Source organism: Metapseudomonas phytobenefica (assembly GCF_043392685.1).
Classification (GTDB): Bacteria; Pseudomonadota; Gammaproteobacteria; order Pseudomonadales; family Pseudomonadaceae; genus Metapseudomonas.
Map to the genome: position 1 here is coordinate 1 of NZ_JBHZGM010000040.1, position 18,356 is coordinate 18,356.

Here is an 18,356-nt window from a genome sequence, read left to right on the forward strand (position 1 = left end):
TGCCTTCCGCTAGCACTTCCCCTTGCCGGGCGTGCAGAGGACTTCCACCTCCAAGTCGTCCAGTTCACCACCACAGTGAACCGAACAGCGCCAGTCACGGCGCTACGCGCCATGCCTGGCGCACCCACAAAAAGCGGCCAGATCAGCTGATCAGGCCTGCAACTCGCTCAACGGAATGAAACGCAAGGTGTCACCCTCAGCCAGGGTGGTGCCTTCCAGCACCTCCACCAGCCCCTCGGCCCAGGCCGCGCTGCGCAGCACGCCGGAGCTCTGGTTCGGGTAGATCACCGCACGGCCGTTCTCCAGCCGCGCGCGCAGGTACTCGCGTCGATTGCCCGGTTTCTTCCAGGTGAATCCGGCCGGCACCGTGAAACCGAGCGGTTCCACCTCTTCCACACCCAGGCGGCGCAGCAGGTAGGGCCGGGTCAGCAAGCCGAAGGTCACCAGGGTAGAGGCCGGATTGCCCGGCAGGCCGATCACCGGCACACCCCGGAAATGCCCGAAGGTCAGCGGCTTGCCCGGCTTGATGGCGAGCTTCCACAGCGCCAGCTCACCTTCCTCGCGCAACGCCACGCCGAGGAAGTCCGCTTCACCCACTGACACGCCGCCGGTGGAAAGGATCAGGTCCACCTGTCCCAGCTCGCCCAGGGCCTTACGGGTGAGCGCGAGGTCATCGGCGAGGATGCCGGCATCGACCACGGCGCAGCCCAGGCGCTTCAGCCAGGCGATCAGCAGGCTGCGGTTGCTGTTGTAGATCTGTCCCGGCCCGAGGGGCTGGCCGGGTGGGACCAGCTCGTCACCAGTGGAGATCACCGCCACCACCGGGCGGCGACGCACCACCAGTTCGGCTGCGCCCAGTGAGGCGCACAGCCCCATTTCGATGGGCCCCAGGCGGGTGCCGGCGGGGAGCACGGTTTCGCCGGTGCGGGTTTCCTGGCCACGGGGGCGGACGTTCTGCCCGGCCCTCATCGGTGAAAGGAAGCGCACCCGGCCATCGTCCAGGACTTCGGCGTTCTCCTGCATTTCCACCAGGTCCGCACCCTCGGGCAGCGGCGCACCAGTGAAGATGCGCGCACAGGTTCCCGACTGCAGGGGTTGCGGTGCGCTGCCGGCGAGAATCCGCTGGCTCACCACCAACGGCTCGCCCTGCCAGTCGGCCAGGCGCAAGGCGTAACCGTCCATGGCGCTGTTGTCCCAGGGCGGCAGGTCGAGGCCCGCCACCAGCGGTTCGGCCAGCACGCGGCCATCGGCATCGGCCAGGGCGACGGTTTCACAGGCTTCGATCGGTGCAGCCGCCGCCAGGTCGAGCAGACGCCGCAGGGCGTCCTCCACCGGCATCAGGCCGGGATGGTCGCAACCGCTCATCCGCGGCTCTCGCAGGCGTTGGCCTGGGTCAGGTGCGGCACGAAGTTGCAGGGGCGATGACGGTTGTCCAGCTGCTCGGCGAGGATGCCGTCCCAGGCAGTGCGACAGGCATTGGTGGAACCCGGCAGGCAGCAGACCAGGGTGCCGTTGGCCAGCCCAGCCAGAGCACGGGACTGCATGGTGGAGGTGCCGATATCGCTGACGGAAATCTGCCGGAAGTATTCGCCGAAGCCATCCACCTGTTTATCCAGTAGGCAGGCAACCGCCTCCGGCGTGCTGTCGCGGCCGGTGAAACCGGTGCCGCCGGTGATCAGCACCACCTGCACCTGATCGTCGGCGATCCAGGTGGCGACCTGGGCGCGAATCTTGTACAGGTCGTCCTTGAGCAGCACCCGCGCGGCCAGGTTGTGGCCAGCGGCGGTGAGACGGTCGACGAAGAGCTGACCGGAGGTATCGGTCTCCAGGCTGCGGGTATCACTGACGGTAAGAACGGCGATATTGAGCGGCACGAACACCGCCTCGGCCTTGTGACTCATGGCAGGCTTCCAGTTGTAGGAGAGAATGCCCGGTGTTATATCACAGCGCCGTTCCGGAGACCGTGCCATGTCCGACAAGCCTCTACCGCCCTGCTCTGTCCTGCTGCTTTCCGGCGGCCGTGGGCAGCGTCTTGGCGGCCTCGACAAGGGCCTGGTGGAGTGGCGAGGCCGCCCGCTGATCGCGTGGCTGCATGAACAGGTACGCCCCTTCACCGACGACCTGATCATTTCCTGCAACCGCAACGCGGACCGCTATGCCGCCTGGGCCGACCAACTGGTGCAGGATGACAGCCCCGACTATCCCGGCCCACTGGCCGGCATCCGCGCCGGCCTCGCAGTGGCGCGCCATGAGCAGGTGCTGATCCTCCCCTGCGACGCCCCCCGAGTCGACGCAGCGCTGATTGTCGATCTGCTCGCCGCCGCCTGCGACCGCCCCGTGATGGTCCGCCAGGGTGAATTCTGGGAGCCGCTGTTCTGTGTCCTGCCCCGCGCGGTGCTGCCGGTGCTGGAAGCCGGATGGCAGGCCGGCGAACGCAGCCCGCAGCGCATCCTCCGCCAGTTGAATCCGGTTGCCGTGGTCTGCGCCGAAGGCGACCCACGGCTGGCCAACTTCAACACACCTGACCTGCTGGCCGCTTCGCCGCTCAAGGACTGAGCCAGATCGCCGGAACTTTGCCGGGAAGTTCTTCGTCAGAAGCTGCGTACAACCAGCGCAATCATCAAGGAGATGACGATGAACCAGCGGATCGTCCCCGCATTCCTGCTCGCAATGGGCCTTTTCACTCTGGCCGGCTGCTCCTCGCCGACCGTGATCACCCTCAATGACGGGCGCGAGATCCAGGCCGTGGACAACCCCGACTACGACGAAGACACGGGCTTCTACGAGTTCGAACAACTGGATGGCAAACATGCCAAGGTGAACAAGGATCAGGTCCGCACCATTAAAGAGCTCTGATTCCCCCGGCCCGCTTAAGCCTTCCCGCTAAAGCGGGCCCTCACCTCCCCCCGGCAACCCCTCGCCGTTCGCAGCCTCCCACCTCTCCAAGCAAAAAAATTAAATTTTTTTTCGCTAACCCCTTGTAGACCAAAAGTTTTTCTGTAGAATGCGCGCCACACAACGGAGCGTAGCGCAGCTTGGTAGCGCGTCTCGTTCGGGACGAGAAGGTCGCTGGTTCGAATCCAGTCGCTCCGACCAAATCCCGAAAAACCCGCCTTAACGGCGGGTTTTTTATTGCCTGCGATTTTTCATCGCCAAGGCGTTCCACGGCAGATTCGCCCTTGCCATGGGCGGTTCCATCAGCGGTTCTAAGAGGAATGCGCAGCCGTGTTCGCCCGGAACGTCGGTGCGGAGCGTGACTGAGGGTATGTCGCTATGTGGGTGGGACGATTTGCGCAGGACGCGCGAAGGGCGCTACTGCCTGACGCCCGGCAACCGCGAGAGCTGCGTCAGGATGCAGCGATCACTGCAGAAAGGCGGCCACCTGGCAGGCGTCGAAGGGCCAGCCCAGTTCGCTGCCGGTGTCGCAACGGCGCAGGACCGGAATACGCAGGCCGTACTGCTCGACCCACTCCTCGCGGTCGGCGATGTCCACCAGTTCCACCAACAGGCCGCGTTCGACGAAGGGCATGAGCACGCCTTCGGCCACTTCGCAGAGGTGGCAGCCGAGGGTGCCGAAGAGTTGGCATTCAGGAAGCATGGGGACGCGCCTCGAAGATCAGCGAGGCGCGAAGTCTAGCACGCGTCAGTCGCCGGAGGATTGGCTCCTGGCCTTGATCGGCAAGGGCTGCAGGCCATCCAGCGGCGGCTGTTTGAGCAACTCCCCCAGCACACGACAAGCGGGGCCCGGTTTCAGACCCCGGCGGCTCGCAGCAGTTGGTCTGCGGCGTCCTTCGCCTCCAGCGCTTGGTCGTTCGGCCCCTGGATGTGGGCCATGCTGATCGCCCCCTCCATCAGGTACTGCAGCTGACGCGCCAGACGCTCGGGCTGGGCGGCACCCAGGGTCGCCAGGGCGGCGATGAAATAATTCTGCGTAGTGATCTTGTAGGACGCCGCCAGGCGATGCACCGGATGGTCGCGGTCATGGAACTCGGCTGCCGCATTGATGAAGGCGCAGCCGCAGAACTCTTCCTGCCGCAGCCATTCATCCAGGCCGTCGAATACCCGCAGGATGGCTTCCCGCGGCGGCAGCTTGGCGAAAGCCCGGGCCATGCGCTCGGCCGCCGGCGCGAAGCGGGATTCCAGGGCGGCCATGATGAGCTCGTCCTTGGATTTGAAATGCTTGTAGAGGGTCATCTTGGCCACGCCGGACTCCGCCAGGATGCGGTCGATGCCGGTGGCGTGGAAGCCTTCGCGATAGAAGAGCGAAAGGGCCGTGTTGACCAGTTGATCGCGTTTGCTCGATGCCATTGCAGCCTCCTGAACCGGCGCATTATGCGCATCCGCCTTGAACGGCTCAAACCGCACGGGGCGCGGAATGCGTGGGCGAAGCGAAACATGCCGTTGAAATATACAGACAGGTCTGTCTACTATCCAGCGCAGATTCCAACCACTGCGAGGGACTCGCCATGCAACTCCACGACTTCTACCTCTCCGGCAACTGCTACAAGGTCCGCCTGTTTCTCGGGCTAATCAGCCAGCCCGCCGAGCTACTGACCGTCAACCTGCCCAAGGGTGCGCAGAAACACCCGGAGTTCCTCGCCCTGAATCCGCGCGGGCAGGTCCCGGTACTGGTCGATGACGGCCTGCCGCTGGTCGACTCCCAGGCCATCCTGGTCTACCTGGCGCGACGCTACGCGGATGCGCACTGGTACCCGCTGGACGCCGTCATCCAGGCGCAGATCGCCAGTTGGCTGAGCCTGGCCGCCAACGAGATTCACAACGGCGCGGCACTGGCGCGGGTGGGCTTGAAGTTCGGCCGCCCCGTGGACCTGGAACAGGCCCAGGCCCGTGGCCGCCAGGTGCTGGAACTGGTGGACGCGCACCTGGCTGATCGCGCCTGGCTGGTCGGCGAGCACCCCACCATCGCCGACGTGGCGGTCTACCCGTACCTCGCCATGGCCGATGAAGGCGGCCTGGACCTGGCGCCCTATCCGCACCTGCATGCCTGGTTCGCGCGCATCCGCGCCCTGCCCGGCTACGTCGACCTGCCCCACTTCTGAGGGGCCTGGAGGCCATCATGAGCAGTCCATTCCACCCTGGCGAACTAGCGATCCAGGCCCGTGCCGGCGTGCGCGAGCAGGTAGAGGCCATGGGCAGCCGGATGATCCGCGACCACATGCCGGAGCAGCATCGCCTGTTCTTCGCCCAGTTGCCCTGGCTACTGGTGGGCAGCCTGGACAGCGACGGCCAGCCCCAGGCCTCCGTGCTGTGGGGCAAGCCGGGCTTCGTCCATTCGCCGGAGCCCAGCCTGCTGCGGGTCAACGCTCGTCCGGAGACCGACGACCCACTAGCGGCCAACCTGCACAGCACGGCACGCCTGGGCCTGCTCGGCCTGGAACTGCCGACGCGACGGCGCAACCGCATGAACGGCCCGCTGCTGGACAACGACGGCGAAGGCTTCGCCCTCGCGGTGCAGCAGTCCTTCGGCAACTGCCCGAAGTACATCCAGGCCCGGGACTGGCACTGGCACAGCAGCGCCGCCGGCCCGCTGGAACAGGGCGACGGTCCCGACCCGCGCTGGCTGGAGCTGGTCGAACGCAGCGACACGCTGTTCATCGCCAGCCAGCATCTGGACCCGGAAACCGGCGGTGTCGACATCTCCCACCGCGGTGGCGCGCCGGGCTTCGTGCGGCTGGGCGGCGACGGCCGGCTCTGGCTGCCGGATTACAGCGGCAACCAGATGTTCAACACCCTCGGCAACCTGCTGCTGGAACCGCGCTGCGGCCTGCTCTGGGTGGACTTCGCCAGCGGCGACCTGCTGCAACTGGAGGCCCGCGCGGAAATTCTCTGGCCCGGCCAGGGCGGACTCCCCGACCTGCCCGGCGCCGAACGCCTGGTGGCACTGACGCCCGGCCGCTGGCGCCTGCGTCGCGGCCGCCTGCCGCTCGCCTTTGACAACACCCGCCCCTCCCCTTTCCTGCCTCAAGGACACTGACTCCATGCGTCTACGTTCGTACTTCCTGCTGTTCCTGCTGGGGGCGATCAGTGCGGTCGCCCAGGCCGAAGGTCTGCGCTTCTCGCTGGTGAAGACTTCCGAGACCGAAACCCTGGATGCCTTCACCCTGGCCGATGGCAAATGGACCGAGAAGGTCAAGGCCAACCACGTCGCGGTGCTGATCGAACACCACGCCGCCACCCTGCTCTTCGATACCGGGCTGGGCCACCAGGTGGACAGCCAGTTCGGCAGCGAGATGCCCTGGTGGGACAAGCCTCTGATGCAGTACGAGGCCGTGAGCCCGGCCCGCGACCAACTCGACAGGGACGGCGTCCGCGTCGACCGCATCCTGCTCAGCCATGTCCATTGGGACCACGCCTCGGCGCTGGCGGACTTCCCCGACGTGCCGGTCTGGGCACCCTATGAGGAGATCGAGTTCACCGAGCTCGCCACGCCGCCGGCAATCCTCCCCAGCCAGTTCGCCCACGGCGTGAAATGGCGCCCCTTCACCTTCCTCCCCATCCCCTTCATGGGCTTCGAGGAAAGCCTCGACCTGTTCGGCGATCGTAGCCTGGTCCTGGTGCCGCTCAGCGGCCATACGCCAGGCTCGGTGGGGCTGTTCCTGACGCTGGAGGACGGACGGCGCTTTTTCTTCACCGGTGACGCCAGCTGGCGCCTGGAGGGCTTCACCGGGCCGAAGGAAAAGTTCTGGGTCAGCCGCAGCATGGTCGACAACGACCGTGAAACCACGCGCGCCCAGTTGCAGAAAGTGCACGATCTGCTCCAGCGCGAACCCGGCCTGGTCGTGGTTCCGGCCGATGATGCAGCGGTGCAGGAGCGTCTCGGCTACTACCCGAAATGGGTGCAATGAGCGACCGACCATCGTCTAACTGCAAAAGTTGTAACGAGATGCTTTAGTCAGAGTGTTGTAACAGGACGACTCGACCGACCTGAAACCCAACGAGGAGACAATAACAATGAGCAAGACCTCGCTTGCGCGAGCCGTGGCCCTCGCCGCGCTCGGCGCCAGTGTCACCCTGCCGGGCATCGCCCAGGCCGAGTTCATCAAGGACAGCAAGGCCAGCCTGGAGCTACGCAACTTCTACTTCAATCGTGATTTCCGCCAGGAGGGTGCCAACCAGTCCAAAGCCGAGGAATGGGCTCAGGGCTTCCTCCTGCGTTACGAATCCGGATTCACCGAAGGCACCGTTGGCGTGGGTGTGGACGCCCTCGGCCTGCTCGGCGTCAAGCTCGATTCCAGCCCCGACCGCAGCGGCACCGGCCTGCTCAAGCGTGACCGCGAAACCGGCCGCGCCCAGGACGAGTACGGCGAGCTCGGCCTGACCGCCAAGCTGCGCGCCTCCAAGAGCGTGCTCAAGGTCGGCACCCTGCTGCCCAAGCTGCCGGTGGTCCAGTACAACGACTCGCGCCTGCTGCCGCAGACCTTCAAGGGCGGCCACCTGAACTCCATGGAGCTCGACGGCCTGACCTTCGATGCCGGTCAGCTCAAGCAGGTCAACCAGCGCGACTCCTCCGACTACGAGGACATGACCCTCACCACCGGCGCCGCCCGCGCCATCACCGTTCGCCCCGGCACCACCAGCGACAAGTTCAACTTCGGCGGTGCCAACTACAAGTGGACCGACAACCTCACCACCGGCTACCACTACGGCGAGCTGCAGGACCTCTACAAGCAGCACTATTTCAACGTCGTGCACACACTGCCGCTGGGCGACAAGCAGTCGCTGAAGAGCGACCTGCGCTATGCCCGCTCCACCGACGACGGCGCCAGCAACGTCGACAACAAGGCCTTCGGTGCCATGTTCACCTATGCCCTGGGCGGCCATGCCTTCGGCCTCGGTTACCAGAGCATGAGCGGCGACACCGGCTTCGCCTACATCAACGGCACCGACCCCTACCTGGTGAACTACGTACAGATCGGCGACTTCGCCAACAAGGACGAGAAGTCCTGGCAGGCGCGCTACGACTACAACTTCGCCAACATCGGTATCCCCGGCCTGACCTTCATGACCCGTTACCTGTCCGGCGACAACATCGACCTGGGCGCGGGACGCGCAGATGGCAAGGAATGGGAACGCAACATGGACATCGCCTACGTGTTCCAGGAAGGCGCGCTGAAGAACTTCGGCATCAAATGGCGTAATGCCACGGTGCGCTCGACCAACTTCGGCAACGACATCGACGAGAATCGCCTGATCCTCAGCTATGTGATGCCGCTCTGGTAAACCTGCAGGAGCCGGCTTGCCCCGTTCGCGAGCCAGCCCATTCCTGTCAAACCAAAGCAGAAGCCCGCCAGAAATGGCGGGCTTCTGCTTTTCTCCTGTAGGCGAACTCCAGAACTCAGTCCTGCGAGGTAGCCCCGATCTTGTGGATCGACAGGTCGGCGCCGTAGTACTCCTCTTCCTGGCTCAGGCGGATGCCCCAGACGGACTTGAGCAGGCCGTAGACCGCAAGGCCCCCCACCAGCGCCACCAGCACGCCGAGGCCGGTGCCGATCAGCTGGCTGAGGAAGCTGACCCCACCCAACCCGCCCAGGGCTTCCTGACCAAAGATGCCGCAGGCGATACCGCCCCAGACGCCGCACAGGCCATGCAGCGGCCAGACGCCGAGCACGTCGTCGATCTTCCACTTCACCTGGGTAGCCGTGAACGCCCAGACGAACAGCGCGCCGGCGAGCGCGCCAGTGACCAGGGCGCCCACCGGGTGCATCAGGTCGGAGCCGGCGCAGATCGCCACCAGGCCGGCGAGCGGCCCGTTGTGCAGGAAGCCGGGGTCGTTGCGACCCACCAGCAGCGCGGCGACCGTGCCACCGACCATGGCCATCAGCGAGTTCACCGCCACCAGGCCGCTCACGCCTTGCAGGGTCTGGGCGCTCATCACGTTGAAGCCGAACCAGCCGACGATGAGGATCCACGAGCCCAGCGCCAGGAAGGGAATGTTCGACGGGGCGAAGGCCACCAGCCGGCCTTCGCGGTAGCGGCCATTGCGATGCCCAAGCAGCAGCACGGCGCCGAACGCCAGCCAACCGCCAACCGCGTGTACCACCACCGAGCCGGCAAAGTCATGGAAACTCGCGCCGAAGCGGGTGTTCAGCCAGTCCTGCAGGCCTAAGTTGCCGTTCCAGATCATTCCCTCGAAAAAGGGATAGACGAAGGCGACGATCAGCAGCGTGGCGCAGAGCTGCGGGCAGAACCGGGCGCGCTCGGCGATGCCGCCGGAAATGATGGCCGGGATGGCCGCGGCGAAGGTCAGCAGGAAAAAGAACTTCACCAGCGCGTAACCATGGTCGGCGGCCAGCACGCTGGCCGGTTCAAGGAAGGTCACGCCATAGGCGATCCAGTAGCCGACGAAGAAATAGGCCAGGGCCGAGATCGCAAAATCGGAAAGGATCTTCGACAAGGCGTTGACCTGGTTCTTCTGGCGCACCGTACCCACTTCGAGGAAAGCGAAGCCGGCGTGCATGGCCAATACCATGACCGCGCCCATCAGGATGAACAGGGTGTTGGAACCGTGGATCAGGGTTTCCACGGCGCTATTGAGGTTTTCCATTGGCGAAGGCGACTCCGGCAGCGAGGGAAAAGCACCAAAGCGGTTCAGGCGAGGCCTCCTGCGCACCATCCTGAAGCCGTGCCGCACCGCAAGGGTTCCAATGCGAATCCCGATTTGGTGCAGACTGGCCAGCGCAGGGAAAATCCCGAACAGCGTTTCTTGTTGATTTTCATGAGGTTAGGCGCTGCTTCCGGGTCTCGGCGAGCCATCCAGGGCGCCCCGATCCAGCGCATTTCGCCACAACCGCGCACCAGAGCGATGCAAGCGCCATACCAGCGGACGGAAAGAAATTCCGGATGAACCTTGGACGAAGCCACCTACTCTTAGGCATGGAGTCCTACAAGGAGAATCGCCATGCCCCGTAAGACCGCCGCCCGCGCCCAGGATGAACTGCTGGCCGACTTCCAGGCCCTGGTCAGCGATACCGAGAAACTCCTGCAAGACAGCGCCAGCCTGGCAGGCGAACAGGCCGACGAGTTGCGCCTGCAGATCAGCGAAAGCCTCAGGCGCGCCCGCGACACCCTCCGCGACACCGAACAGAACCTGAAGCAACGCAGCCAGGCCGCGGTGCACGCCACCGAGGACTACGTGCAGCAGCATCCCTGGCAGAGCGTGGGCCTGGCCGCCGGCATCGGCTTCCTGCTCGGCCTTCTGGCCGCCCGGCGCTGACCATGAGCGAAGAAACCCCTTCCGCCCAGGAGGCGGGACGCGGCCCTTCGCCCAGGCGCCTCGGCGCTTCGCTGCTCGGCCTGCTGCAGGGCCATGTGGAGCTGTTCGGCATCGAACTGCAGGAACAGAAGACCCACAGCCTCTACCTGCTGCTGCTCGGCGGGCTGACGCTGATCTTCGCCATGCTCCTGTTGATCGGGCTGTCCGGCCTGATCCTGGTACTGCTCTGGGAAAACTGGCGCCTCGAGGCCCTCGGCGGCCTCTGCCTGTTCTACCTGCTGGCGACCCTCTATTGCACTGTGCGCCTGCGGGCAGCGGTGGATGACGAGCAATCGCCCTTCAGCGCGACCCTCGAAGAACTGGCCCGTGACCGGGAGCGTCTGCTGCCATGAGCCTGCCTGAACTACCCCGCAATGCGAGCCGTCGCGACATGCGCAAGGCGCTGATCCGCCTGCGCCTGGAAATGCAGCGCCAGGAACTGCGCCACGAGTCCCTGCTGCTGACCCAGCCCTTGCGCCAGGCACGGGAGCTGACCCACAAGCTGGACCTCCCCCATGCCCCACTCTGGGGCATTGCGGCGGTGGCCGCCCTGGGCTTTTTCGCCGCGCGCAAAGGCAGCCTGAAGCGAGGCCTGCGGCTGGGCGGTGCGCTTCTGCCCTTGCTCCAGGCGCTATTGAAAGTCCCACCGCGAGACGAATCCGGCTGACCTCCAGCCGGAGCGAGGTAACTGGCCACATTCTTGCTTCGGGTGAGCGGCCCGTCGCACCAGCCATGGGCATCAACCGGCGCCGTGCGCCATCCCATAGCCTTCCCGCTAAGGAGTCAACGTGATCGATGGGCAACCGCTCGCTTGTTTCCAGCCCTTCATCGATACCGCTACCGGACTGATCGCCGGTGTCGAAGCCCTGGGACGGCTGCGCCAGGCGGACGGCAGCCTGCACTCGGTCGGCCCCCTCTTCCTCGACTCCAGGGTGTCCCCGACGGAGCTGCGCCGCCTCGACCGACAATTGCGCGAGGATGCCCTGCAACGCCTGCATAGCGCCCCGGCGGAATGGTTTCTCAGCCTGAACATCTCCCCGCGCTGGATCAGCCGCCTGCGTCCGGGCCAACCCCTGCCCAGCCTCAAGCAACTGCAGCGCTACGGCGTGGCGGCCGAGCGCATCGTCTTCGAAATCACCGAACTGGGTGGCGCCAGCCAGCGCCTGACGGACGTGGTGGCACGCTACCGCGAGGCCGGCGCGCGAATCGCCATCGACGATTTCGGCGCCGGCTACTCCCAGCTCGACCGGGTGCTGGCCCTGCAACCGGACATCCTCAAGCTCGACATGCGCCTGTTCCAGGCCGCGGCCCGTGGCGGCCCCAGCGGTGAAGTAGTGAAGGCCCTGGCGCAAATGGCCGAGAAGACCGGCTGCTGGATCATCGCCGAGGGCGTGGAAACCGAGGCCGAGCTGGACTTCGCCCTGGAGTGCGGGGCCCGCTACGTGCAGGGTTACCTGTTCGCCGCGCCGAGCCTGGAGTTTTTCGCCACCGACGCCTTCGTCCAGCGCTTCGCCCAGCTGCGCAACCGCTATGTGCAGAACAAGCTGGCCGAACGCGTCCGCCTGATGACCTTGCGGCGCAATCTCAACCAGTTGATGGCGCAGCTGCGCGCCTGGGCCGAAAGCGGCGAGTCGGCATCGAGCCTGGCCAGCCCCGTCGAATACCCCTGGCTGCTGCGCATCTACCAGTGCGACCGCAACGGCACCCAGATCACGCCCAACCTGCAATGGGGGCCGGGCGGCTGGCGGGAGGACCCGAGCTATCGCGGCCACAACTGGTCCTGGCGTCCCTACTTCTACCAGCTGCTGGCCGAGGGCTGGGAAGAAAGCCGCCTGACCCTGTCCACGACCTACCGCGATGCCACCACCAACCAGTACTGCCTGACTGCCGGGCAATTCATCGACAAAGGCCGCCGCCTGCTGCTGGTGGATATCGACGCAGCCGGCCTGGCGAGGGGCTGAGTCCTGTGCGGGCGCTTGGGTTAGAGTAGGATCTTCAGCCACTGAACGGCGAGGACAGGCCTTGGACTGGCAGACCCTGCTCACCCGCGAACGCCTTGGCAAACCGGTGCACAGCACCGATGAGCTGGGCCGCAGCCCCTTCCACAAGGATCACGACCGCATCATCTTCTCCGGCGCCTTCCGGCGTCTCGGACGCAAGACCCAGGTGCACCCGGTCTCCAGCAACGACCACATCCACACGCGCCTGACCCACTCACTGGAAGTGAGCTGCGTCGGGCGCTCCCTGGGCATGCGCGTGGGCGAAACGCTGCGCGACACGCTGCCGGACTGGTGCGAGCCTTCGGACCTCGGCGTCATCGTCCAGTCGGCCTGCCTGGCCCACGACATCGGCAACCCGCCGTTCGGCCACTCCGGCGAGGATGCCATCCGCCACTGGTTCGAGCAGGCCGCCGGAAGGGGCTGGCTGGACGCCATGAGCGATGCCGAACGCGCCGACTTCCTCAGTTTCGAGGGCAATGCCCAAGGCCTGCGGGTGCTGACCCAGCTGGAGTATCACCAGTTCGACGGTGGCATGCGCCTGACCTACGCCACCCTCGGCACCTACCTGAAATACCCCTGGACGTCGCGCCACGCCGAAGCCCTGGGCTACAAGAAGCACAAGTTCGGCTGCTACCAGAGCGAGCTGCCGTTGCTGGAGCAGATCGCCACCAAGCTGGAACTGCCGCGCGTCGACGAACACCGCTGGGCGCGCCATCCGCTGGTCTACCTGATGGAGGCGGCCGACGACATCTGCTACGCCCTCATCGACCTGGAAGACGGCCTGGAAATGGATCTGCTGGATTACCAGGAGGTCGAAGCATTGCTCCTCGGCCTGGTGGGCGACGACCTGCCGGAAACCTACCGCCAGCTTGGCCCGAGGGATTCCCGCCGGCGCAAGCTGGCCATCCTGCGCGGCAAGGCCATCGAGCACCTGACCAATGCCGCCGCCCGTGCCTTCGTCGATCAGCATGACGCCTTGCTCGCCGGCAGCCTGCAGGGTGACCTGGTAGAACACATGCACGGCCCGGCCAAGCGCTGCGTACTCCGCGCCAAGGCCATCGCCCGCGAGAAGATATTCCAGGACAAGCGCAAGACGCTCCACGAGATCGGCGCCTACACGACGCTGGAGATCCTCCTCAACGCCTTCTGCGGCGCGGCACTGGAGCAACACGGCGGGCGTTCACCGTCGTTCAAGCACCGGCGCATCCTCGATCTGCTCGGCAACAACGCCCCCGATCCCGACTGGCCGCTCTATCGCGCGTTCATCCGAGTCATCGACTTCATCGCCGGGATGACCGACAGCTACGCTACCGAAATGGCCCGTGAGATGACCGGGCGCTCCAGCCCGACCTGATCCAGCGTCTTCAGGAGCCGTGTCGATGCGCAACCTGCTCAGTCGAAGCCTTGGCTGGCATGCCGGCCCGCCCGCCTGGGGCCCTGCCCTGATGGCGGGCATGGGCTGCGGCCTGCCGCTGCTGCTGGGCCTGTTCACCAGCCACAGCGGCTTCCTCTGGGCCGCCACCGGTGCGTTCCAGGCCGCCCTGGCCAACCCCTACCATCGTCTCGGCATGTTGCGCATGAGCCTGCCCACAAGTTTGGGGGCAATCGCCGCCGGGATGGGCTTCTGGGTCGCGAGCCATCCGTTGCTGAGCCTCGCTGGCTTCGCCTTCATGGGGCTGTTGCTGGCGGTGATGCAGCGCTATGGCACTGAGCTCGGCAAGCTGGGTGTGGGGCTGGCGGCCTGCCTTTGCCTGGGTCAGGGCCAGGCGGGGCTCGGCAACTTGCACAACGGCCTGGCGGTGGGTGCCCTGTTCGCCATCGGCGGGCTCTGGGTGATGCTGCTGGCGTTCGCCTTGCGTGCATTCCGGGGGATGCGACTGTGGCCACTGATGCCGCGTCTGGGCAAGTTCGCGCGGGTCATGCGTCGCCACGCCCGGCGTCTGCCCCAACGCCTCTGGCTGATCCATGCGCTGGCTTGCAGCCTGGCATGTGCGCTGGCCGGCCTGACGGTCAACCTGTCCGGACTGCCACGGGGCTACTGGCTGACGTTGACGGTGATGACCACCCTCCAGATGGATCTCAACAGCAGCCTGGAGCGTGGCATCCAGCGCTGCCTCGGCAGTCTTGTCGGGGCACTGATCCTGATCGGCCTCGGCAGCTGGCTGCAGGGCCCGGCACCGCTGGTGGTCTGCATGCTGCTGCTGATCGTGCTCAGCCGCGCCTACATCGCCCATCACTACGGCCTGTTCGTGGTGCAGACCACCCTGTGTTTCGTGCTGCTGGCAGAGAGCCTTTCCAGCGACTGGCACCTGCCCGAACTTCGTCTCTACAACACGCTTCTGGGGACTGGACTGGCGCTGCTGGTGGCCTATCTCGCCCACCGCGCACGCCTGCGCTGGGCCACTCCCGCACCGCGAATGGTCGCCGCGCCCCAGGGCGACTGAACAGTTGAGTCTTCAGTCGCCCAGCAGTTGCTCAAGCTCTCGCTGCAGGCCACCAAGGCTTTTCCCTATGGCTTCGCCCAGACGCATCAGGTCGGTGGCTTCGGCGCCGCGTCCATGGGCAGCACCGAAGGCAATGCAATGGGCGAGCAGCGGCTGCGCATCGATCAACTCCATTGCCCCCTTGATCTTGTGCACGAGGCGCTCGAGGTCGTCCCAGCGCTCCTCGCGCAGCAAGGCCGCCATCTCCTGGGCATCGGCCTCGTTGGCCTTGTGCAGTTCTTGCAGCAGCTGGCGCGCCACGTCGGCAGATCCCCCGGTGGCACGATCCAGCAGGCTGAGATCGAAACGGACGGACTGCTCGCTCCAGCCCGCTCCGGCATCGGGGTCAACCACCCGCAACAGGTAACGCTGCAGGCCTTCGAGGCCGATGGGTTTGAACAGACAGTCGTCCATCCCGGCTTCGCGGCAGCGCGCCAGCTCCTCCGGCTGGGCATTGGCGGTAAGGCCGACGATCAGCGCCGGATACGCATCACCTTCACGCTCGAACTTGCGGATACGCTGCGCCAGCTCGTAACCATCCATCACCGGCATGTTGCAGTCGGTAATGAGCAGGTCGAATGCCGAGGCCATCCACAAACGCAGCGCCTCTTCGCCGTTCCTCGCCTGCTGCGCCTTCTGGCCCAACTGCTCCAGCTGCTGCACCAGCATCATGCGGTTGATCGGGTGATCGTCCACCACCAGCACATGCAGGGCGCCGGCGGGCAGTTCGCGAACCTCCGGGGCCTCCGCGACCGCCGGCAGCGGCTCCAGCCGTGGCAGGCACAGGCTCACAGCAATCCGCGTTCCGACCCCCGTCTCGCTGCGCATTTCCAGTTGGCCTTCCATCATGTCCACCAGACGGCGGCAGATGCTCAGGCCCAGACCGGTGCCGCCGCGCCCCGCATTCATGCTGCCTGTCACCTGGGTGAATGGCTGGAACAGTCGCTTCTGGTCTTCCTCGGCAATGCCGATCCCGCTGTCCGCGACCACCAGCGTCAGCTGCAGCCGCTCCTCATCCAGCGGGCGAACGGCAAGATCCACGCAGATGGCACCCTGATCGGTGAACTTGATCGCATTGCTGACGAGGTTCGAGAGAATCTGCTTGTAGCAGGACGGGTCCACCAGCACATCGTCCCCGCTCTGGATATCCAGGTTCAGCGACAGGTGCAGCCCCTTCTGCCGCGCCATTCCCTCGAATACCCGGATCACCGACTCGGTCAGCGCACAGGGCGACTGACGGTCGGGCTCCAGTGTCATGCGCCCGGACTCGATCTTGGCGATGTCGAGGATGTCGCCGATCAGGGCCAGCAGGGAGTCGGCCGAGCTTCGCGCCACGCGGATCGCCTCCCGATCCGGACACTCGCGTTTCAGCGCCAGTTCGAGCATGCCGGTGATGGCGTTCAGCGGCGTCCGGATCTCGTGGCTCATGGTGGCGAGGAAACTGCTCTTCGCAATATTGGCCGCTTCCGCCTGCTCCTTGGCCTGGCGCAGCTCGTCCATCAGACGGTTGCGCTCGGTGATGTCCACCCAGCCACAGATCAGGCCCCGGACGCGCTGCCTGGCATCGCGATAGGGAATCGCCCAGCAGGAGACCTCCAACACGCGGTCGCGCAGGTGCAACGGCTGGTCGCGGAACTGCGCCTCCCCTTCTTCCAAGGCATGCCGGCTCAGCTCCTCCAGTCCCCCCAGCACCCCTCCGGCATCGGCCTGCAGCCCCTCCACGCTGGTCAGCCGCCGGCCGATCAACGCCTCACGCGGCACGCCGATGGCTTCGATGAAACTGCGGTTGCAGGTGATGGTGCAGCCGTCCAGGTCCCGTACCAGCAGCGGAAAGGGAATCCCGTCGATCAGCGAACGCTTGAAGGCCAACTGGTCGTTCAGGCGACGCTGTTCCCGCTCACGCCGGCGGACCTGGCGACGCAGGTAGAGCACCCAGGCGGCAAACGCCATTGCCACGAACAGAAAGACGAAACCCACCTGATAGAGCCGGGCCCGGTACTCAATCCAGCGGCTATCAACGTCTTCGACCCGGGTGTACCAGCGGTTGATGATGTTACCCAGCTCGTTCGGGGAAATGGACAGCAATGCCTTGTCGAGGATGCTCTGCAGTTCAGGCGCGTCACGGGAAACGGCGAAGGCGAAGCGGCCCGGATCCCGGCCTACGGTGTCAGCGATGCGGAGCCGCCCCGGATAGTAGCGGCTGATCAGGAAGGTGGACGATGCCATCGCATGCAGTGCTGCGTCGAACCGGCCTTCCACTACGCCAGAAAGTCCCTTGATGCCGGTATCTACCTCCTGTAGCAGCACCTTGGGATAGTGCTCGCGAATGTACGGGATCAGCGAATGCCCGGCCGGAACGGCAAGCATGCGCCCGTCGAGGTCATCGAGTCCCTGCGGGCTGTTGTCGGAGTTGCGCACCACCAGCACGCTACTGGTGCTGAAGTACGGGCGGGTAAAGCTGAGCCCGTGGCTGCGCTCGGGAGTGGGGAACAGCGTGGCGGCCATGTCGGCCCGTCGGGCGTGCAGGTCGGCAAGCATGTCCCGGGCCGAGGAGCGTGCGTGGACCTCGAACTCCAGCCCCGTCCGCTGGCGGATCAGATTCAGGAGGTCCGGCACGATGCCGCGGAAACGACCCTGGCTGTTGAAGAAAGTCATGGGCTCGAAGGTTTCATCGACCACCAGACGGGCGGGACCATGTTCTTCCAGCCAGTGCAATTCGCGCTTGGTTAGCTGAGGGCGAAGATTGTCCAGGAACATGCCCGAGCCGCCGCCCCAGCGTTTCACGATCTCGGCGCGCATGCTGTCCGGGATCGCGGTGATCGCCGTGTCCAGAATCCGCAGCAGGCGCTCATTGCCCCTGGCCACTGAAAAACCCACGCCCACGCCCTCGAACCCGGCGAAGTTGGTCATGCGCAGGTTGATGAGATAGCCCTGACTTATCAGGTAGTTGGCGGCGATGGCATCGCCGATGAAGACATCGCTCTGGTCGAATGCCACCGACTGCAGTGCGCTGCGCACCGAGTCGTAGCGCAACAGACGCGCATCGGGATAGGCCTGGTAGAGCTTTTCCAGGCCCGGACCTTCCGCGGAATAGGCCAGACGCAGCCCGCCGAGGTTTCCCGAGGCGGCGCGCCGGTCGTCGATGCGGGTCACCATCACCGGCTGCTGCTGCATGTAGGCGACAGTCTGGGACAGGCCGGGGCTCGAGGCTTCACCGTCCATGCTGTTGCCCAGCAGGTCGATCTCTCCGTTGCGCAGGGCGTTGCGGGCCATCTCCCGGTCGGCAAAACGCACCACCTCGGTCTCGACGCCGATGGACTGGGTGATCAGCCGCAGGAAGTCCGCCGTCACGCCTTCGTAATCCTGGCCACTGGCGGTGATGTCGAACGGCGGGAAATCAGGCTCGTTGGTGCCGATCCGCAGGACGCGCTTCTCCCGCAGCCAGCTCCTGTCCCGTTCCTCTAGCGGCACTTGCAGGTCCCGGGCCTGGGAACGCCCCAGCAATTCCAGGCTGCGTTGATCGTCCGCCATGCAGCTCGGCGACAGCAGCGCGCCTGCGAGCAGGACGCAGATGAACAGGGCGAAAGAACGCATGGGGAC

Annotated in this window: 18 protein-coding genes and 1 tRNA gene; 13 read left to right on the plus strand and 6 right to left on the minus strand. The window is 65.6% G+C overall.

What is annotated here, in order from left to right:
- Positions 1–150: 150 nt before the first annotated feature.
- Both ACFW0B_RS23165 and moaB read right to left on the minus strand, forming a co-directional pair.
- On the minus strand, positions 151–1,365 hold the full coding sequence (locus ACFW0B_RS23165; protein WP_449151325.1) for a molybdopterin molybdotransferase MoeA: 1,215 nt from the start codon (positions 1,363–1,365) through the stop codon (positions 151–153).
- Positions 1,362–1,901 carry a molybdenum cofactor biosynthesis protein B gene (gene moaB, locus ACFW0B_RS23170; protein ID WP_449151326.1) on the minus strand — a complete coding sequence of 180 codons (540 nt, stop codon included), beginning with the start codon at positions 1,899–1,901 and terminating at the stop codon, positions 1,362–1,364. Before moaB ends, ACFW0B_RS23165 begins: the two co-directional genes overlap by 4 nt.
- Positions 1,902–1,968: 67 nt before the next feature.
- On the opposite strand from moaB, the gene mobA reads away from it, so the two are divergent.
- From mobA to ACFW0B_RS23185, 3 genes are all read left to right on the plus strand, one after another.
- Positions 1,969–2,556, plus strand: coding sequence for a molybdenum cofactor guanylyltransferase MobA (mobA, locus tag ACFW0B_RS23175; RefSeq protein ID WP_449151327.1), 588 nt, complete (start codon positions 1,969–1,971; stop codon positions 2,554–2,556).
- 78 nt (positions 2,557–2,634) lie between these two features.
- Positions 2,635–2,856 (plus strand): YgdI/YgdR family lipoprotein, encoded by a 222-nt coding sequence (locus tag ACFW0B_RS23180; RefSeq protein WP_449151328.1) that lies wholly within the window; start codon positions 2,635–2,637, stop codon positions 2,854–2,856.
- 163 nt (positions 2,857–3,019) lie between these two features.
- Positions 3,020–3,096 (plus strand) — tRNA-Pro (locus tag ACFW0B_RS23185).
- 265 nt (positions 3,097–3,361) lie between these two features.
- Here ACFW0B_RS23185 and ACFW0B_RS23190 read toward each other — a convergent pair.
- Positions 3,362–3,598, minus strand: a complete 237-nt coding sequence (locus ACFW0B_RS23190) for a glutaredoxin family protein (RefSeq protein WP_449151329.1) — start codon at positions 3,596–3,598, stop codon at positions 3,362–3,364.
- A 152-nt stretch (positions 3,599–3,750) separates the two neighbouring features.
- Positions 3,751–4,308 carry a TetR/AcrR family transcriptional regulator gene (locus ACFW0B_RS23195; protein WP_449151330.1) on the minus strand — a complete coding sequence of 186 codons (558 nt, stop codon included), beginning with the start codon at positions 4,306–4,308 and terminating at the stop codon, positions 3,751–3,753.
- A gap of 158 nt (positions 4,309–4,466) precedes the next feature.
- On the opposite strand from ACFW0B_RS23195, the gene ACFW0B_RS23200 reads away from it, so the two are divergent.
- The 4 genes from ACFW0B_RS23200 to ACFW0B_RS23215 all read left to right on the plus strand — a co-directional run bounded on the left by ACFW0B_RS23200 (position 4,467) and on the right by ACFW0B_RS23215 (position 8,241).
- Positions 4,467–5,060 (plus strand): glutathione S-transferase family protein, encoded by a 594-nt coding sequence (locus ACFW0B_RS23200; protein WP_449151331.1) that lies wholly within the window; start codon positions 4,467–4,469, stop codon positions 5,058–5,060.
- 17 nt (positions 5,061–5,077) lie between these two features.
- On the plus strand, positions 5,078–5,995 hold the full coding sequence (locus tag ACFW0B_RS23205; RefSeq protein ID WP_449151332.1) for a pyridoxamine 5'-phosphate oxidase family protein: 918 nt from the start codon (positions 5,078–5,080) through the stop codon (positions 5,993–5,995).
- A gap of 4 nt (positions 5,996–5,999) precedes the next feature.
- Positions 6,000–6,866, plus strand: coding sequence for an MBL fold metallo-hydrolase (locus ACFW0B_RS23210; protein WP_449151333.1), 867 nt, complete (start codon positions 6,000–6,002; stop codon positions 6,864–6,866).
- A 106-nt stretch (positions 6,867–6,972) separates the two neighbouring features.
- The gene (locus tag ACFW0B_RS23215) at positions 6,973–8,241 is read left to right on the plus strand and encodes an OprD family porin (protein ID WP_449151334.1); all 1,269 of its coding nucleotides are present in this window, start codon (positions 6,973–6,975) and stop codon (positions 8,239–8,241) included.
- Between the two features lie 115 nt (positions 8,242–8,356).
- Here the strand turns inward: ACFW0B_RS23215 and ACFW0B_RS23220 are convergent, their stop codons facing one another.
- Positions 8,357–9,565, minus strand: a complete 1,209-nt coding sequence (locus tag ACFW0B_RS23220; protein WP_449151335.1) for an ammonium transporter — start codon at positions 9,563–9,565, stop codon at positions 8,357–8,359.
- A 354-nt stretch (positions 9,566–9,919) separates the two neighbouring features.
- Between ACFW0B_RS23220 and ACFW0B_RS23225 the strand changes: the two genes are divergently transcribed.
- The 6 genes from ACFW0B_RS23225 to ACFW0B_RS23250 all read left to right on the plus strand — a co-directional run bounded on the left by ACFW0B_RS23225 (position 9,920) and on the right by ACFW0B_RS23250 (position 14,717).
- A complete protein-coding gene (locus ACFW0B_RS23225) occupies positions 9,920–10,234 on the plus strand; it encodes an ElaB/YgaM/YqjD family protein (protein WP_449151336.1) in 315 nt (104 codons plus the stop codon).
- A 2-nt stretch (positions 10,235–10,236) separates the two neighbouring features.
- Positions 10,237–10,626: a phage holin family protein gene (locus tag ACFW0B_RS23230; protein WP_449151337.1), complete on the plus strand. Its 390-nt coding sequence runs from the start codon at positions 10,237–10,239 to the stop codon at positions 10,624–10,626.
- Complete coding sequence (locus ACFW0B_RS23235) at positions 10,623–10,940, plus strand: hypothetical protein (RefSeq protein WP_449151338.1); 318 nt, start codon at positions 10,623–10,625, stop codon at positions 10,938–10,940. The genes ACFW0B_RS23230 and ACFW0B_RS23235 overlap by 4 nt, the downstream gene beginning before the upstream one ends.
- Before the next feature lie 121 nt (positions 10,941–11,061).
- Entirely contained in the window at positions 11,062–12,234 is a 1,173-nt protein-coding gene (locus ACFW0B_RS23240; protein ID WP_449151339.1) for an EAL domain-containing protein, read from the plus strand.
- 61 nt (positions 12,235–12,295) lie between these two features.
- Positions 12,296–13,627 carry a deoxyguanosinetriphosphate triphosphohydrolase gene (locus tag ACFW0B_RS23245; RefSeq protein ID WP_449151340.1) on the plus strand — a complete coding sequence of 444 codons (1,332 nt, stop codon included), beginning with the start codon at positions 12,296–12,298 and terminating at the stop codon, positions 13,625–13,627.
- A 25-nt stretch (positions 13,628–13,652) separates the two neighbouring features.
- Complete coding sequence (locus ACFW0B_RS23250; protein ID WP_449151341.1) at positions 13,653–14,717, plus strand: FUSC family protein; 1,065 nt, start codon at positions 13,653–13,655, stop codon at positions 14,715–14,717.
- 12 nt (positions 14,718–14,729) lie between these two features.
- On the opposite strand, the gene ACFW0B_RS23255 is transcribed toward ACFW0B_RS23250, so the two are convergent.
- Positions 14,730–18,350, minus strand: coding sequence for a transporter substrate-binding domain-containing protein (locus ACFW0B_RS23255; protein ID WP_449151342.1), 3,621 nt, complete (start codon positions 18,348–18,350; stop codon positions 14,730–14,732).
- Positions 18,351–18,356: the final 6 nt, after the last annotated feature.

Coding starts and splice junctions, on each gene's coding strand:
- ACFW0B_RS23205 (WP_449151332.1), top strand. CDS start 5,078: ATGAGCAGTCCATTCCACCCTGGCGAACTAGCGATCCAGGCCCGTGCC.
- ACFW0B_RS23195 (WP_449151330.1), bottom strand. CDS start 4,308: ATGGCATCGAGCAAACGCGATCAACTGGTCAACACGGCCCTTTCGCTC.
- ACFW0B_RS23220 (WP_449151335.1), bottom strand. CDS start 9,565: ATGGAAAACCTCAATAGCGCCGTGGAAACCCTGATCCACGGTTCCAAC.
- ACFW0B_RS23230 (WP_449151337.1), top strand. CDS start 10,237: ATGAGCGAAGAAACCCCTTCCGCCCAGGAGGCGGGACGCGGCCCTTCG.
- ACFW0B_RS23200 (WP_449151331.1), top strand. CDS start 4,467: ATGCAACTCCACGACTTCTACCTCTCCGGCAACTGCTACAAGGTCCGC.
- ACFW0B_RS23235 (WP_449151338.1), top strand. CDS start 10,623: ATGAGCCTGCCTGAACTACCCCGCAATGCGAGCCGTCGCGACATGCGC.
- moaB (WP_449151326.1), bottom strand. CDS start 1,901: ATGAGTCACAAGGCCGAGGCGGTGTTCGTGCCGCTCAATATCGCCGTT.
- ACFW0B_RS23225 (WP_449151336.1), top strand. CDS start 9,920: ATGCCCCGTAAGACCGCCGCCCGCGCCCAGGATGAACTGCTGGCCGAC.
- ACFW0B_RS23215 (WP_449151334.1), top strand. CDS start 6,973: ATGAGCAAGACCTCGCTTGCGCGAGCCGTGGCCCTCGCCGCGCTCGGC.
- ACFW0B_RS23255 (WP_449151342.1), bottom strand. CDS start 18,350: ATGCGTTCTTTCGCCCTGTTCATCTGCGTCCTGCTCGCAGGCGCGCTG.
- ACFW0B_RS23250 (WP_449151341.1), top strand. CDS start 13,653: ATGCGCAACCTGCTCAGTCGAAGCCTTGGCTGGCATGCCGGCCCGCCC.
- ACFW0B_RS23165 (WP_449151325.1), bottom strand. CDS start 1,365: ATGAGCGGTTGCGACCATCCCGGCCTGATGCCGGTGGAGGACGCCCTG.
- ACFW0B_RS23210 (WP_449151333.1), top strand. CDS start 6,000: ATGCGTCTACGTTCGTACTTCCTGCTGTTCCTGCTGGGGGCGATCAGT.
- ACFW0B_RS23180 (WP_449151328.1), top strand. CDS start 2,635: ATGAACCAGCGGATCGTCCCCGCATTCCTGCTCGCAATGGGCCTTTTC.
- ACFW0B_RS23190 (WP_449151329.1), bottom strand. CDS start 3,598: ATGCTTCCTGAATGCCAACTCTTCGGCACCCTCGGCTGCCACCTCTGC.
- mobA (WP_449151327.1), top strand. CDS start 1,969: ATGTCCGACAAGCCTCTACCGCCCTGCTCTGTCCTGCTGCTTTCCGGC.